We start from the raw sequence: 15,630 nt of genomic DNA, 5'->3' as shown, positions 1-15,630 counted from the left end.
TGTTTTATTTAAATAGTAGACTAGGGGCTTAAGTTAACTTAAGGAAGTTAGGTTTAAACTCCGCTTGTAATGGGTTTAATAGGATAGGAGCTAGGTGAAATATGCAGCGGCCGTTACGAATCGGATAGAAAAAGCAGAAACTAAAACCGATTTAGCTTAAATTTTCTCGATATTTTTAAAATAACTGGTAGAATTAGTTACATAACTACAGACGTAGAAAGAGTGATAGGTTTGAAATGGCTAAATAAAATGAAAAAATGGTTCCAAGCAGAGGAAATTATCGAAATCGAAGAAATTATTATAGATGAACCACTTGATGAAGAAACATTAAGGAATATGGATTTTTCGAAGCTTCCTAAGGCAAAGAAGGAAGAAATAAAAGTGTACAACCAAACAGTGGAAAAGATGTCGGAAAAAATATCCCAGACGGTAGATCCGGATACGAAAATCCTGTTTCAATATCCAAAAGGGCAATTCAAGTTTCCGCTCATTCCTGACCAGGAGCAAAACAAAAGGAATTTCCGGGAAAGAATAAAGGATAAACGCGAACCGAAGCAGGCGGAAAGGACGAAAGAACCGAGAAAGCAAGCCAGGGATCCCGAACCAAAGAGAAGAAGCTTCGATCGCGAGCCGAAGCCAAAAATGAGAAACCTGGATCGGGAGCAACATACAAAAATCGTCCCGTCGAATACACCATTCCGCCCAACGGAAATACCTTCACCCATTTATGGCTTCCGTCGCCCGGAAAAAAAGATGGTGGCTTCAGAGGAAATCGTTGAATATGAATTGGAAACCAAGCTGCCTGTTCTTGAAAAAAAAGAACTTGTTAAAGAAATTCCAGTGTTCACGCCTGATCCTTCCAAGGAGGTTGCCGCTGAGGAAAGGACGGAAGAACCTGCCGTACTTATCCCAGAACAGACCCATGAAAAAGTGGAAGCATCGGAGGTACCGGCTTTCTTTCGGAAGCATGCTGTCGAGACACAGCCTGCAGAAACGGAGAGTGAGCCTGTGCTGGAAAAAATCGCGGCTGTAGAGGATGAGGTGGATTTTGGACGGGAAGTTGCCGCATCCATCATGGAGCAGTCTGAGGAGGCAAAGCCCGAAGCCTTGGCAAATCCTCGTGAAAGCGATCCAGCGGAAATGATTTCGGAAGGGCAGCCTAAACGACCGAAAAAGCATATTCCGTTTAATGTTATGATGCTCAAGCAAGATCGAAAAAAAAACGAATTCATCCATAAATTGAAACCGGAAAAAAAAAGCCTTGATTCCGAAAGGGGAGTCCTCCCATACAAGCAGGAACCTCTTCGTGGTGAGGAGGAAGATCAAGTAGCACCAGATATACCTGAAATGAAGCCGGAGGATGGCCAAGCTGCATCCAGTGCGTCCGAATCGTTCATCACTGAAGCTTCAAAAATGGATTCTTCCGGAACGTTTGCCGCCCCGGAAGAATCCGTTGAGGACGATATCGATTCGAGTCCAGTCCATGATGGGGCCGTCGGACAGGTTCCCGTTTCAGAAAATGACAAGGAAGAAGCTGTGTTATCAAAGGCCGGAACAGAAGCCGGGCAAAGCGATACCGGGGATTTTTTTGGTGCAGTGGAAGTCGATGATAACCCATACTATGTGTTTCCAAGCATAGGGCTGCTGACACCCCCGACTTATGCCGTGCATGATGATGAGTGGCTCGATGAACAGACTTCATTACTGGATGAGACGCTGAAAAACTTCAATGTCCGTGCCAAGGTAGTCAATGTCACCCAAGGGCCGGCAGTAACGCGTTTCGAGGTGCATCCTGAACCGGGGGTCAAGGTGAATAAGGTGACGAACTTGATGGATGACATCAAGTTAAGCCTTGCCGCCCAGGATATGAGGATGGAAGCGCCGATTCCAGGCAAACATACAATTGGGATCGAGATTCCGAACAGGAAAAGCAAGCCTGTATTTTTACGTGAGGTGTTGGAGAGCGCTGAATTCCAGGAGCATGAATCACCGCTTGCTGTGGCCCTGGGTCTCGATATATCGGGTCAGCCGATCATCACAGATCTTAGAAAGATGCCGCACGGATTGATCGCCGGCCAAACGGGATCGGGGAAAAGTGTCTGCATCAACACGATGCTGGTCAGCCTGCTGTATAAAGCGACGCCACAGGAGCTGAAATTGCTGTTGATCGACCCGAAAATGGTCGAGCTGGCACCTTATAATCGAATCCCTCATTTGGTCAGTCCGGTCATTACCGATGTGAAGGCAGCCACGGCCGCACTTAAATGGGCGGTTGAGGAGATGGAACGACGTTATGAATTGTTTGTGCATGCAGGCGTCCGTGACATCAGCCGCTTCAATGACCAAGCGGAGAAAGCCGGACAATATGCAAATAAGCTGCCTTATATCCTGGTGATCATCGATGAGCTTGCAGATCTGATGATGATGTCCCCGGCCGATGTGGAGGAAGCGATTTGCCGGATCGCCCAAAAGGCCCGCGCCTGTGGGATACACTTGATTGTAGCTACACAGCGGCCTTCAGTCGATGTCATTACCGGATTGATCAAGGCAAATATCCCGACAAGGATCGCTTTTTCCGTTTCTTCACAAGTCGATTCCCGCACGATCATCGATAGCGGCGGAGCGGAAAAATTGCTTGGAAGAGGAGATATGCTATTTGCTGAAAATGGCTCTTCAAAAACGGTTAGACTGCAAGGGACCTTTGTCAGCGATGAGGAAATCGATGAGGTAGTCAATCACGTTAAACTCGAGCAACAACCGAAATACCTATTCGAGCAGGAAGATTTGCTGAAAGTGGCAGAGGTCACGGAGGAAGCGGATGAACTGTTTTTCGAGGCATGTGAATTTGTCGTGAATCAACAGGCTGCATCGGCATCGAGTGTGCAGAGGCGCTTCCGTGTAGGGTACAACCGAGCTGCGCGTTTAATAGAAATGATGGAGCAGCAAGGGGTCGTGTCTGAATCCAGGGGCTCCAGACCGAGGGATGTATTGATCACGGAGGAAGAACTGGAATTTTTACATGTTAATTAAGAGAACCGATTAAAAGGAAATTGTATATAATGTGAAGGGATGAAAACCCTTGAATGACGAAAAAACCAATGATTTGATAAATTGGCATCTGCCTGACATGGATGAATGGGCAAATAAGTGATATAATAGTTTTTTGTTGAGTAATGATTGATGAAAACCTATGTGGAAATTGCGTTTCTAACAAGTCTCGTAATGAAAAAAACAAATAAAAGATGACGTCATATACTGTCGTACAGGTAGACGATTGGTGGAGGTTCGCTTTATGACTGCTTACCATTTTGTGGGAATTAAAGGGTCGGGTATGAGTGCTCTTGCACAAATACTGCATGATATGCATATTGAAGTGCAAGGTTCCGACTATGAAAAAGAATTTTTTACACAATTGGCATTAGAAAAAGCTGGGATTAAAATCCTTCCTTTCAATGAGGAAAATATACAACCTGGAATGACCATCATTGCAGGCAATGCATTCCCGGATACTCATCCGGAAATCGTGAAGGCAAAGGAACTTGATTTGCCGATCATCCGTTATCACCGCTTCCTTGGTGATTTCATGAAAAATTATATTAGCGTGGCTGTAACGGGAGCGCACGGTAAAACATCGACGACCGGCTTGCTGGCCCATGTCATGGGCGGGGTTAAACCGACCTCCTTCCTGATTGGGGATGGGACGGGGAAAGGGATCGTGAATTCTGACTACTTCGTATTCGAAGCATGTGAATATCGCCGTCATTTCCTTTCCTATTATCCTGATTATGCAATCATGACCAATATTGATTTTGATCATCCTGATTATTACGCCAATGTCGAAGACGTGTTTGAGGCTTTCCAAACGATGGCCCTTCAAGTCAACAAAGGCATTATTGCGTGCGGCGATGATGAGCATTTACCACATATTCAGGCGAAAGTACCGGTTATTTTTTACGGATTTGCAGAAGGGAACGATTTTCAAGCGAAAAATGTTTCCGTCACTCCGGATGGCACGACCTTCGATGTGCATGTAAGAAACAATTACTATGATACATTCACGATTCCTACCTTTGGAAAGCATAATGTATTGAATGCACTTGGTGTCATTGCACTTTGTAAATATGAAAACTTGGATACGGAAGCCGTGAAAGCCCAATTGCGGACTTTTGGCGGAGTTAAACGCCGGTTCTCCGAAAAGGAAATCGGAAGTCAGATCATCATTGATGATTATGCGCATCATCCGACTGAAATCTCGGCAACTGTTGACTCAGCACGTCAAAAATATCCAGAGCGTGAAGTTGTAGCTGTTTTTCAGCCGCATACTTTCTCAAGAACGCAGGCATTCCTGGATGAATTTGCCGACAGCTTGAATTTGGCCGACAAAGTATACTTATGTGAAATTTTTGGATCTGCTCGCGAACATCAAGGGAAATTATCGATTGAAGACCTTCAAGGTAAAATTCCCGGTGCCGAGCTAATCACGGAGAACACCACTTCCATTTTGCAAAATCATGATAACAGTGTCGTGTTATTCATGGGCGCTGGGGACATCCAAAAGTTCCAGGCAGCCTACGAGCACTCACTGCAGGTAAAATAAAAAAACGATCGATCCCAGAGCTGGGGTCGATCGTTTTTTTTTTTGATTGCAATCATGCCGTTTATTTTAAATTTTCTGGATTCAAATCTTCCAGTTCAGGCAAGACGAAGCGGCCGTCCTTACGTATCAAGACATCATCGAAGTGGATTTCCCCCCCGCCGTATTCCGGGCGTTGAATATTGACCAAGTCCCAGTGGATGTCCGAGTGGTTGCCATTAAAGGCATCATCATAGCATTGCCCAGGAGTGAAATGAAAACTTCCATCAATTTTTTCATCAAAGAGGATATCTTGCATCGGGTGTAGAATATAAGGATTTACACCAATTGCAAATTCACCGACATATCTAGCACCCTCATCTGTGTCAAAAATTTTGTTGATGCGGTTTGTATCATTCGCCATCGCTTCAACGATTTTTCCATCTTTGAAGGTCAATTTCACGTTTTCAAAGGTAAAACCCTGATACGGTGATGGAGTATTATACGAAATCACTCCATTGATGGAATCCTTCACGGGAGCGGTATATACTTCACCGTCAGGAATGTTCAGCTCACCTGCACATTTGATGGCCTTGATGTCTTTGATGGAGAAGGTTAGGTCCGTTCCGGGCCCGGTTATGCGGACCTTATCCGTCTTATCCATCAATTCGACAAGGCTGTCCATGGCTGCGCTCATCTTGCCATAGTCGAGGTTACAGACTTCGAAATAAAAATCTTCGAAAGCTTCTGTACTCATCTTGGCTAATTGGGCCATGGAGTTTGTCGGGTAGCGAAGCACGACCCATTTTGTTTGTGGCACGCGGATATTCCTATGTACTTTGCCGACGGTTTGTCCATGGATCGCCATCTTCTCTGGAGGGACGTCGGATTGTTCATTGATATTATCCCCGGCGCGAAGCCCGATATAAGCATCCATCTGGCTCATTACGTTCGCTTCAAACTCACCCATCATCTTGTACTGTTCTTCTTTGGCACCCATCAGCAAGGCACGATCCACTTGATGATCCTTCAACAGGACGAATGGGTAACCACCTGCTTCATAGGCTTCATTCACAAGGGCATTAACAAGTTCACGCTGCAATCCAAAGTTTTCGATCAAGATCTTTTCACCTTTTTGAAGCTTCACGGAATAATTGATCAAGTTTTTGGCCAATGTTTCAATTCTGGGATCTTTCATAAAAATACCTCCATTGTTTAAATTCGACTTATCTTACTATCATACCCGATTTCCGGCCAGAAGTGCGACACATTGATTTCGAAGAAGGAACTGGATCTGGACAACAATATTTCCAGATTAGGGTACGATAGGGTATATTGAAAAAATAAATACGTTTATAATGAGCGGGAAGGGGTAATTAATAACTAACAGTTAAATAAGTCGATTTTTTCGGAGGTGTTCCAATGGAGATTATTTTATACGTAAGTGCTGCTGTTGCAGCGATCGCTTTCTTGGTCCTAGTTATTTTCCTAACGAAGGTACTGACATCACTTCAAACCACCCTGGACAGTGTGGCCCGGACGCTGACAGGGCTCGAGAGCCAAATGCAGGGCATAACGCTCGAAACTACTCAGCTATTACATAAAACGAATACGTTGGCTGAAGATCTGCAACATAAGTCAGAAAATCTGAACTCAGTGGTTGATGCCGTGAAGGATGTAGGTACATCCATCTCCAGCTTCAATTCTTCAGTCCAAAAGGTTTCCAATAAAGTTCAGGCTGAGATTGATAATAATCAGGAAAGAATTTCACAAATTGTCCAGTGGAGTAACGTAGCTTTAGAGATTCGGGACAAATGGAAGGCTAGAAGCAAGCAGGCCGCCCCGACTCCAGCCGAGAGAGCGGAGTTGGAACGGATAGCACTGGAAACAGATGACCTGCCTAAAAAAAGGTTTTTACGTTCTAGATCATAAAATCTAGTTAATGAAAAATAAACTGAAAATTGAGAGGGGAATGTATTATGACTCAAAAAGAATATCCGACAAAGGACTATCAAAAAACATATGAGGACGAACGCGACTCGATCAATTCAAAGGACTTTATGATTGGCGCCTTGATCGGCGGGATGATCGGTGCGGCTACAGCATTGTTCATGGCTCCGAAAACAGGTAAGGAATTAAGGAATGATTTCAACGAACAAGCTAAAAACATTTCTGAGAAGACCGAAAAATTAAGGCAAACGGCAATGGAAAAAGGTACGGTTATTGCAGATACTGCAAAAGAAAAAACAAGTTCCGTAACGGAAATCGTTTCAAATAAATCATCCGACATCGTCAATAAGGTGAAAAGCTTAAAACCTGTCAAAGAAAACGGTGACGCAGCTGATGATACGACAAATTCAAGCAATAAGGATATTGATGTAACGGGAGCAACAGATTCCAAGATCGTATCCGTCGAAACCAATTTTGCGGACAAAAAGGATGCTGAAAACCAACCTGCCGATCCTACAAGCGGCAACAAAAACACGGCCAAATTAAAACTTGATGAAGCGAAAAAGGCGTTTGATGAAACGGAAAATAAATTAAAGAAATAATCGCCAAGTCGCTTAAGCTTGGATGAAGAAGCAATGCGGTACGAAGAATAAGGCGATGAAGCGCTGAAATGGCTTCATCGCCTTTTTGATGGTAACATTCAAATCGTAAATGAAAGGAGACTGTATGATGACAACATCCAAAATCGAAACGGAAGAACAATTCAATGAGCTTTTAAAGGAGGATACGTTCCTGCTGTTCAAGCATAGCCTAACATGTCCTGTGAGTGCCGAGGCGCATGAACAATACGGGAAGTTCATTGCCGGGAATGAACAGCTTAAAACGGCCTATTTAGCCGTTCAGGAAGCTCGCCCGCTCTCCAATTATGTGGCGGAAACTTTCGATATCAAACATCAATCCCCCCAGGCCATCCTTTTTAAAAATGGAAAGCCGGTCTGGAATGAATCTCATTGGCGGATTACATATGATTCATTGAGCAAGGCCGTAGCCGAATGATGGATAATGACCGGAGCCTTTTTTTCGAAATCCTTTGAAAGGGCATTGAAAAAGGCTAGGTATCTAGAAGGAGATGTTGTCTGTATTTTGTACAGGCGGCATCTTTTTTTTGGCTCCGCTATCCTTTAAAAGGTTCCATTAGCATCCTTTTTGGACTTCCCGGGCCGCTCGCTGGATAAGCGAGTGTCTGTAGTGGAACGGAATGATCATGATTAGGTCACTTCCTCCGTCGTGTCTTTTGTTATAAACAAAGTCCCCTACAGGATAGACTTTTTTCAAAGGGTCTATTCTAAAGGGGACATTCGATTTTGTAATGCAGTCGATCATACGGTGGCCGGCCAATGGATTTTCAAACGGTCTCCAGGGTAAATCGTTTCATGAAAGGTCGTTTCTTGTTCGTTTTTGATAAGAGTGAAGCGATTATTGCCCTGGGCCGGGATATGGATATCGATATGGCGGAATATATCCTGAAAAATGAATGGCTCCGGCTTTTGTTGAATCAAGGTCAGTGAGTCTCCAGCAAAAATCTTATCATCGTCCTCCATTATGACTCCGTCTCGCCGGAACTCGGCCAGTTTCCGGGATAGGACGATTTTTTCATCCTCGAAGAAAACCGGTATGGAGCAGGACGGCTGGATCTTCAATTCGTTACATATTTCCCCTAATGCAGGGGGATCGATCGGTTTGATGACGATTTCATCGCCTTCATCGAAAGAGTAGGCTGGCTTCGTTTCGAGACCATTTTTTGTGATCCTGCCGGTCAATGTGCGAATTTGAGTGTCTTGTCCATTCAGCTGAATCGAAAATGGTTCAAGATAGGTCAGCAGTTCCGGAAGTTGGATCTCTTTAAGCAATCCTTGAATCGTTTCCTCCATGCGGCAGACGATTTGGTCATGGTCCTCGACAAGTTCATCTCCTGATACGGCTGCGCCATTCCTGAGGATGACAGCTGGAATGGTATGCTTGACTCCATTCACCGTAACCGTTTTGCTCATTTGGCCATCAAGCAAATCACGTATTACCGTATGGGGAGGGGCGCCGTCAGTTCCTTTGGTCGTCGTGATGATATCCTCATTCCTCACTTCCGTGTCCAAGGAGGCTTCCTTGCCATTTAGTGTGATTCGTGATTTCTCCCCTTGCTGTCCCGGAAGCGTGATCTGGTGTCCGTTGATATGGACGATTTTGGCCATTCCTGGCTTTCCATATAGGGAACTCACCCGGATTCCGGCTGTAAGCAGGCAATCCCCGACGTTTGTCCGTTCCATATCGAATAGACGGATGGGGCGGCCATCAACGGTAACGCTTATATATTGAATCGGGTTTTGATCTGCCGCTATGGCAATGCCGATGGGAGTCACCAATTCGGGTCCCATCTGGATCAAATCCGAAATGTCTAGATTCTGGATGGCATCGATGCCCCGGATGGCCACCCTGTTCTCGGGCAGGTTCAGTTTTTGGGCCAAAAGGCGAGGCAACTCGGGTGTTTGGCTGCCTCCACCGACAAGCATCACTGCCTTAGGTGCTTTTGAGTTATTCAAGGAAAGGATTTCCGAGCTGATGCTCTCGGCCAGACGATCGAGTGCAGGATGGATCTGATCAATGATTTCCGTTGTGGATAACTCATTGGCAAAGCCGAGAATATCGGTAACCTTTATTTGTTCATGATTCGTCAAATCCCGCTTTGCCTGTTCGGCCTGAGGGAAATCAAGGAGGAGGTGGTCGCTGATCGCTTCGGTTATTTCATCACCGGCGATCGGCACCATCCCATAGGCAATGACGGTCCCTGAATCCGTCAGGGCTATATCGGATGTTCCTGCGCCAATATCGACCAAAGCGACGTTCAAGCGCCGCATCGATGCCGGAATGAGCACATTGATGGCTGCAATCGGCTCGAGAGTAAGGGCCTGCATTTCCAGATCCGCTCTTTTTAAGGCTGCCAGCAACGATTCCACAACAACCTTTGGCAGGAAGGTTGCGATGATTTCAACGGATGCCTCATCACCGCTCTGATCAAGCAGGCTGCCTAATTCCTGCCCATCAAGATGGTAGTATAAAACGGAATATCCTACACAATAATAGGTTGATTGGGAATGTTTTTGCTTGGCTACGATGGTCTGCGCTTCCTGAACGGCACTGAATTCAAGGTGGAGGACATCCTCCCGCGTCATCAGGGGCTTCCCGCCGATCTTGATCGTCATCTTCGCCCGTTCGGTTTTTAATGCCCTTCCTGCGGCAGCTACGGATACCTTTTTTAACGGACCATGCTTTTCTTCCAATTGTCCCTTTATTTGGGAAATGACTTTGGAGACGGCCAGAACATCGTGAATCTGGCCATCAAGCATCGCTCTCTCGGAATGCTCCCAAGATAAAATGTCGACTATTTTATAGCATTCCTGTTCTTTTTCCAATATAATTCCTACAACTGATCGTGTTCCAATATCTAACGCAAACAGTTTTTCCTGCATGGGTAACACCTACTTTTATATATTTATAACTTTAATGCTTAAAAGCGTTTAACTAATAAAGAAAAAGTTAGTGACATTTGGAGATGCATGCTTTATAATTGAGTTAATTATACATGAAATATTCTAAAATTTTCATTGATAAAATAATCGGGTCGCTCTATCGGAGATTCAGAAGGGATTTTCGGGTATGGCCGCTGAGCCGATTTTCATTTTAAAAAACGAAGGGATGGATTTGTAATGAGCAACAAAGAGCTTGATGGTCTTCGTAATCAACTGGATGATGTGAACCTTCAGTTATTACATCTTATTAATCAACGTGCTGAACTTGTACAGGAAATTGGTCGCGTCAAAGAAAAACAAGGTGTAAACCGTTACGATCCGGTCCGCGAAAGAACAATGCTTGACCTTATCGAAGCGAACCACCAAGGACCGCTTGATCTTGGTTCGATTAAACATATTTTCAAGGAAATCTTCAAATTGGGCTTGGAGCTGCAAAAAGACGATCAGAAGAAGACGCTTCTTGTATCTAGAAAGCAAAAGCCTGAAGACACGATCATCGACATCAAGGGCGAATTGGTCGGTAATGGGATTCCTAGCTTCGTCTTCGGACCTTGTGCCGTTGAATCTTATGAACAAACGGCAGCAGTGGCTGAAGTCATTAAAGCTAAAGGGTTGAAATTAATGCGCGGCGGTGCATTTAAGCCACGTACATCTCCATATGATTTCCAAGGACTTGGCTTGGAGGGCTTGCAAATACTTAAACGTGTTGCAGATGAATACGGCTTGGCCGTCATCAGTGAAATCGTAAGTGCCAATGATATTGAAGCGGCGATCGATCATATTGACGTCATCCAAATCGGAGCACGTAACATGCAAAACTTCGACTTGTTAAAAGCGGCTGGTGCCGTTAATAAACCAGTGCTGTTAAAACGTGGACTGGCTGCAACGATCGAGGAGTTCATTCATGCGGCGGAATACATCATGTCACAGGGCAACGGCAACATCATCCTTTGTGAGCGCGGTATCCGTACTTACGAGAAAGCAACAAGAAATACACTGGATATCTCTGCGGTGCCGATCTTAAAACAAGAAACGCACTTACCGGTCATGGTTGATGTGACGCATTCAACTGGACGGCGCGATCTATTGCTTCCAACGGCTAAAGCGGCACTTGCCATCGGTGCTGACGGTGTAATGGCGGAAGTGCATCCGGATCCGTCCGTTGCATTATCTGACTCTGCACAGCAAATGGACTTCAAGCAATTTGATGAATTTTACGAAGAAATTAAACGTTTGAACTGGGTAACTGTATAAGCTAAAATAGTCATTAAATGATTTACTTACGGCCCTTACCACCTTGGCAAGGGCTTTTTTTAATGGTAAAATACTTGTTTTTGCAGAAAAAACACGGAAATAAGCACTATTGGATTGCAGGAAAGATTCGTCTATCGTATGATAAATAACAAGAATGAGAACTGTTCGGAAGATTGGTCATACATAAAGTGATATCTATGTGAACTTTTATACTTGCAAAGAGTATTGAATCTTTGGCTGAGAAGAGAGTGGGATTGCATTTTTCTTAGGCAGATCGTTCCTAATATAATCTTCCTTATAGAGGAAAAACGTATAAAAGATTTTTTTTCGAAATAATTCGGGTCTTTTATGGGAAAAATGAAAGAAATGGAGGAATGGATGAATGAATAATATAACCATTTATGATGTGGCGCGTGAAGCGAATGTTTCCATGGCCACCGTTTCCCGCGTAGTTAACGGGAATCCAAATGTAAAGCCGGCTACAAGGAAGAAAGTATCGGATGTGATTGAGAGGCTAGGGTACCGTCCCAATGCAGTGGCAAGGGGTCTTGCCAGCAAGAAGACGACGACCGTGGGTGTCATCATACCGGACATCTCCAGCATCTTTTTTGCCGAATTGGCAAGAGGGATAGAAGACATAGCGACAATGTATAAATACAATATCATTTTAAGCAGTTCCGATGAGAATATAGATAAGGAATTCCATTTGTTGAATACGATGCTTGGAAAACAAGTGGACGGCATCGTATTCATGGGCGGTAACATAACCGATGAACATGTCAAGGAGTTTACGAATTCCCCGGTTCCTATCGTTCTGGCTGGATCAGTCGATGAAAGCGGGCAAGTGCCATCCGTTAATATTGATTATGAGGCGGCAGCATTCGACGCAGTGACATTTTTTGCCCAAAAAGGCCATAAGAATATCGCTTTTGTAAGCGGAAACCTTTCAGCGTTGATTGATGAAAAGAAATTGGCGGGTTATAAGCGAGGGCTGAAGGAAGCAGGGCTTACCTTTGATGAACGTTATGTTGTCGAAGGCGATTATACATATGATTCGGGCATCGAGTCTTTTGAAAAGTTCCTGGAGTCCGGGGAGAAACCGACGGCGTTCATCGTTGGTGCTGATGAAATGGCGCTTGGGATCGTACATGCCGCCCAGGATAAAGGGTACAATGTGCCGGAAGACTTCGAAGTGATCAGCTTTGACAATACTAGATTGACCTTGATGGTTCGTCCGCAAATCACGACCATCGTTCAACCCCTATATGATATCGGTGCGGTTGCGATGAGGCTATTGACAAAGTTGATGAATAAGGAGCAAGTGGAGGAAGGTCATGAAAAAGTGATCCTGCCCCATCGGATCGAGGCACGTCAATCAACGAAATAAGCTTAAGAGAGTGCCCTAGAGGGCGCTCTTTTTTTATTCGACCAAACATTGCCCACAGTTTGGGAAGGGGTACTTTATTTTTTCATTCCACTGCAGTCGCTCCCGTGAGTGGAATTCATGTATGCAACTTTGTTCATTTTTTCACAGCGTATAGTAAGCAAGGGGCAGGAAAAGGTCGTTAATGGTCTCATTTTTTATTTTGCGCAAAGCTCAAAAAGGGGTTCGGGATGTTACCTGCCGAACCCCTTTCGTTAGCTATGTTCATTGCTTGTCGATGTTTGTCTGGATGACCGGATAGGGTAGAGCGCCTTTTCAAGCGTAAGTGCATTCTTTTCGGTGATTTCAGGCTTCCTCGGGATGGGCTCGTACATATCCTCCATGTCATCCCATTCCCGAGGGAGTGGAACGGGGGACTCTGGCTGCCAGCTGTCAAGCCATTCTTTTGAAAGAGGACCGGATAGGTCGTTATCGGTCATTTCAAGCCATACTCTCGACCAAGCCCTCGGGACGACACGCCATATATCATAGCCGCCGCCCCCGACTGCAATCCAGCGCCCGTTGCAATATTCATGGGCCAGTTCATGGGCAAGCTTTGGTATCTCCCGGTAAATCTTCATTGTTGCGGATAAATGGGTGAGCGGATCGTAATAATGGGAGTCGGCTCCGTTCTGGGTTAAAATGATATCCGGTTTGAAAAATTCAATGACCTCTCGAAAGGCGGCTCGATAGCACTCCAGCCAGGAGTCATCCTCCGTGAAGGCATCGACAGGGATGTTGAAAGAGAAGCCGTAGCCTTTACCTTGGCCCCTTTCGTTTATCGTCCCCGTGCCGGGAAATAAGTAGCGTCCCGTTTCATGGATGGAAAGCGTGCATACATCCGGATCATCGTAAAAGGACCATTGGACCCCATCGCCGTGATGGGCATCCGTATCGACATACAGGACACGTGCCCCATATTTCTTTTGTAAGTATTTGATTGCGACCGAACTATCATTATAAATGCAAAACCCCGAGGCTTTGCCACGAAAGCCGTGGTGCAAGCCCCCGCCAAGATTGAGTGCGTGCAGCGACTTACCGGTCATGACGGCATCCACGGCCGTCAAAGTGCCGCCTACAAGCAAGGCGCTCGCTTCATGCATGTTGGGGAAGATGGGGGTGTCCTCCGTCCCCAGACCGTAATTCAAGGCCTTTTCGCTGGGCAGCTTTCCCTCCCCGGCCAATTTGACGGCGTTTACATAATGCCGGTCATGAACTAGCTCCAACTCTTCATCCGTGGCCATTCTTGGCTTGATAATTTGATCATCACGAATGGCATGGTGTTTTTTCAGCAAATCAAGCGTAAGGGTAAGCCGCTTTTGATTGAATGGGTGCTCATCATTGAATTTGTAGGCAAGAAGTTCCTCCGAGTAGACGAAAAGGGATGTATCATTCATGGGAAGTCCCCGGTAAACTCGGCCACAAGACGGTATAGCCTTCTTGTTTCAAATCCTCCACCACCATAAATGGATTCATCGTCTGGACACGGATGACCAAAATCTTATAATCGGTGCCGTCTTTTTCCGGATAAACAAGGGTACTCAGGATATTGGAGTTGCGCCGTTTGAAAATGTGGGCAATATCGTGAAGGGTTCCTGCCTTGTCCGGGATCTTGATTTCGATTTGTGAGCCCGGCTGATTGACACCCGTCAATTCAACGAATGACTGAAGCAAGTCAGAACCGGTTATGATGCCCACCAATTTCCTCTCTTTGACGATCGGGAGGCAGCTGATGTTGCTTTCACAAAATACAGCCCCGATTTCTTCCACGAAATCGAGCGGGTGCCCTGTGATTAGATCCGTTTTCATGATGCTTGATAATGGCTTTTGTAAATCATTTTTGTATTCTGCGGTGTTGAATATCGAAGGCGCAGCATCTCGTATATCACGGTCACTGACTAATCCGACAAGTTGAAAGCTTTCATCGACAATGGGAATGTGGCGAATTCGTTTTTCCTTCATGATCACGACAGCGCTTTGGATTGTATCCGCTGGAGTGAGGGTGATTATGTCCTCATTCATTATTTTTTCAACAATCATGTTCCTTCCTCCTCCATTTCACCTCTTTAATACATGAACCGATTCATAAAACGCAGCTGGTCGAATTTCTCGATGGATTCCGGCGGCACCCTCTTGCCAATGCGGGCCATCAAGCAGTTCGCTGGGTGGGAACTGATTTCCGGATCATCCGTTGCAAAGTAAACCAGGCCCCCGGCGCTCATCATTTTTTCCATGATCTTGCGGTACTCCCAAATATTAAGGCCAGTGCCTTTTAAGTCCCAGTGCCAATAGTATTCAGTCGTGATGATGATGAAGTCTTCCACCGAATCGTCTTCCATCGAAAGGCGGATCAAGTTCTTTCCGACGGAGGCACCCCGGTATTCAGGGATGACCTCGATTGCCCCTAGCTCAATCAGGTCCTTCATCTCGATTTCCGACCATCGTTCCAACGGATCCGGATATAAATAGGTTACATAACCAACGATGGTTTCTTGTTTACGTGCGATGAAGATCCTGCCTTCAGGCAAGTCTGCAATCTCTATTAACGCTTTATGCTGCAAAGCAGGCGGACGAAAGGCGACCAAGTCTTCATGAAACTCATAAGCCGACATCCGTTCCCCATCCAATGGCCCCTCGATGATGAGGGTTCCATTTAATGTCTGCAGTTCCTTGGCATAAAAGGTCTTGTTATATTCCATTCTTTCACCATCCTTGTAAAATAGTACTCTTATACTCTTCGTTTGCGAAGGATAAGGCGTGCTGCTTGAAAACCGAGCAAATGGAAGTATACCTTAAATTATACATAGCTTAATTCAGAAAGTTCAAGGCGAATATCAAACTTTTGTCAC

At 45.3% G+C, this 15,630-nt stretch carries 12 protein-coding genes; 7 read left to right on the top strand and 5 right to left on the bottom strand.

The window, feature by feature from the left end:
• Nucleotides 1-336 precede the first annotated feature (336 nt).
• Together MHI53_RS17910 and murC are read left to right on the top strand one after the other, a co-directional pair.
• Nucleotides 337-3,030: a DNA translocase FtsK gene (locus tag MHI53_RS17910; RefSeq protein ID WP_340373702.1), complete on the top strand. Its 2,694-nt coding sequence runs from the start codon at nt 337-339 to the stop codon at nt 3,028-3,030.
• Between the two features lie 262 nt (nt 3,031-3,292).
• Nucleotides 3,293-4,597, top strand: coding sequence for a UDP-N-acetylmuramate--L-alanine ligase (gene murC / locus MHI53_RS17905; protein ID WP_061142282.1), 1,305 nt, complete (start codon nt 3,293-3,295; stop codon nt 4,595-4,597).
• A gap of 61 nt (nt 4,598-4,658) precedes the next feature.
• On the opposite strand, the gene MHI53_RS17900 is transcribed toward murC, so the two are convergent.
• Nucleotides 4,659-5,771 (bottom strand): aminopeptidase, encoded by a 1,113-nt coding sequence (locus MHI53_RS17900; RefSeq protein WP_061142281.1) that lies wholly within the window; start codon nt 5,769-5,771, stop codon nt 4,659-4,661.
• A 224-nt stretch (nt 5,772-5,995) separates the two neighbouring features.
• On the opposite strand from MHI53_RS17900, the gene MHI53_RS17895 reads away from it, so the two are divergent.
• From MHI53_RS17895 to ytxJ, 3 genes are all read left to right on the top strand, one after another.
• On the top strand, nt 5,996-6,505 hold the full coding sequence (locus tag MHI53_RS17895; protein ID WP_061142280.1) for a DUF948 domain-containing protein: 510 nt from the start codon (nt 5,996-5,998) through the stop codon (nt 6,503-6,505).
• A 47-nt stretch (nt 6,506-6,552) separates the two neighbouring features.
• Nucleotides 6,553-7,125 (top strand): YtxH domain-containing protein, encoded by a 573-nt coding sequence (locus MHI53_RS17890; RefSeq protein ID WP_340371861.1) that lies wholly within the window; start codon nt 6,553-6,555, stop codon nt 7,123-7,125.
• Between the two features lie 127 nt (nt 7,126-7,252).
• On the top strand, nt 7,253-7,579 hold the full coding sequence (gene ytxJ / locus MHI53_RS17885) for a bacillithiol system redox-active protein YtxJ (protein ID WP_340371860.1): 327 nt from the start codon (nt 7,253-7,255) through the stop codon (nt 7,577-7,579).
• A gap of 323 nt (nt 7,580-7,902) precedes the next feature.
• Here ytxJ and MHI53_RS17880 read toward each other — a convergent pair whose 3' ends face one another.
• Nucleotides 7,903-10,044 carry a cell division FtsA domain-containing protein gene (locus MHI53_RS17880; RefSeq protein ID WP_340371859.1) on the bottom strand — a complete coding sequence of 714 codons (2,142 nt, stop codon included), beginning with the start codon at nt 10,042-10,044 and terminating at the stop codon, nt 7,903-7,905.
• A 237-nt stretch (nt 10,045-10,281) separates the two neighbouring features.
• Here MHI53_RS17880 and MHI53_RS17875 point away from each other — a divergent pair, with 237 nt between their 5' ends.
• Together MHI53_RS17875 and ccpA are read left to right on the top strand one after the other, a co-directional pair.
• Nucleotides 10,282-11,358 carry a bifunctional 3-deoxy-7-phosphoheptulonate synthase/chorismate mutase gene (locus tag MHI53_RS17875; protein WP_061142276.1) on the top strand — a complete coding sequence of 359 codons (1,077 nt, stop codon included), beginning with the start codon at nt 10,282-10,284 and terminating at the stop codon, nt 11,356-11,358.
• A gap of 382 nt (nt 11,359-11,740) precedes the next feature.
• On the top strand, nt 11,741-12,745 hold the full coding sequence (ccpA, locus tag MHI53_RS17870; RefSeq protein WP_061142275.1) for a catabolite control protein A: 1,005 nt from the start codon (nt 11,741-11,743) through the stop codon (nt 12,743-12,745).
• 251 nt (nt 12,746-12,996) lie between these two features.
• Here the strand turns inward: ccpA and MHI53_RS17865 are convergent, their stop codons facing one another.
• The 3 genes from MHI53_RS17865 to MHI53_RS17855 are packed head-to-tail and all read right to left on the bottom strand — an operon-like array spanning nt 12,997 to nt 15,480.
• Entirely contained in the window at nt 12,997-14,178 is a 1,182-nt protein-coding gene (locus tag MHI53_RS17865; protein ID WP_061142274.1) for an acetoin utilization protein AcuC, read from the bottom strand.
• A complete protein-coding gene (locus MHI53_RS17860) occupies nt 14,171-14,821 on the bottom strand; it encodes an acetoin utilization AcuB family protein (protein ID WP_340371858.1) in 651 nt (216 codons plus the stop codon). Before MHI53_RS17860 ends, MHI53_RS17865 begins: the two co-directional genes overlap by 8 nt.
• A gap of 26 nt (nt 14,822-14,847) precedes the next feature.
• Nucleotides 14,848-15,480 (bottom strand): GNAT family N-acetyltransferase, encoded by a 633-nt coding sequence (locus MHI53_RS17855; RefSeq protein ID WP_061142272.1) that lies wholly within the window; start codon nt 15,478-15,480, stop codon nt 14,848-14,850.
• Nucleotides 15,481-15,630: the final 150 nt, after the last annotated feature.

Source organism: Peribacillus sp. FSL E2-0218 (assembly GCF_037992945.1).
GTDB lineage: Bacteria > Bacillota > Bacilli > Bacillales > DSM-1321 > Peribacillus > Peribacillus simplex_B.
Note: the sequence above shows the minus strand (reverse complement) of the source record. Positions and strands in the feature narration are given on the sequence as shown.

Excerpts from the sequence above, each read along its gene's own strand:
- MHI53_RS17875 (WP_061142276.1), top strand. The coding sequence starts at position 10,282 with ATGAGCAACAAAGAGCTTGATGGTCTTCGTAATCAACTGGATGATGTG.
- MHI53_RS17880 (WP_340371859.1), bottom strand. The coding sequence starts at position 10,044 with ATGCAGGAAAAACTGTTTGCGTTAGATATTGGAACACGATCAGTTGTA.
- MHI53_RS17910 (WP_340373702.1), top strand. The coding sequence starts at position 337 with ATGGATTTTTCGAAGCTTCCTAAGGCAAAGAAGGAAGAAATAAAAGTG.
- ytxJ (WP_340371860.1), top strand. The coding sequence starts at position 7,253 with ATGACAACATCCAAAATCGAAACGGAAGAACAATTCAATGAGCTTTTA.
- murC (WP_061142282.1), top strand. The coding sequence starts at position 3,293 with ATGACTGCTTACCATTTTGTGGGAATTAAAGGGTCGGGTATGAGTGCT.
- MHI53_RS17865 (WP_061142274.1), bottom strand. The coding sequence starts at position 14,178 with ATGAATGATACATCCCTTTTCGTCTACTCGGAGGAACTTCTTGCCTAC.
- MHI53_RS17860 (WP_340371858.1), bottom strand. The coding sequence starts at position 14,821 with ATGATTGTTGAAAAAATAATGAATGAGGACATAATCACCCTCACTCCA.
- MHI53_RS17890 (WP_340371861.1), top strand. The coding sequence starts at position 6,553 with ATGACTCAAAAAGAATATCCGACAAAGGACTATCAAAAAACATATGAG.
- MHI53_RS17900 (WP_061142281.1), bottom strand. The coding sequence starts at position 5,771 with ATGAAAGATCCCAGAATTGAAACATTGGCCAAAAACTTGATCAATTAT.
- MHI53_RS17895 (WP_061142280.1), top strand. The coding sequence starts at position 5,996 with ATGGAGATTATTTTATACGTAAGTGCTGCTGTTGCAGCGATCGCTTTC.
- MHI53_RS17855 (WP_061142272.1), bottom strand. The coding sequence starts at position 15,480 with ATGGAATATAACAAGACCTTTTATGCCAAGGAACTGCAGACATTAAAT.
- ccpA (WP_061142275.1), top strand. The coding sequence starts at position 11,741 with ATGAATAATATAACCATTTATGATGTGGCGCGTGAAGCGAATGTTTCC.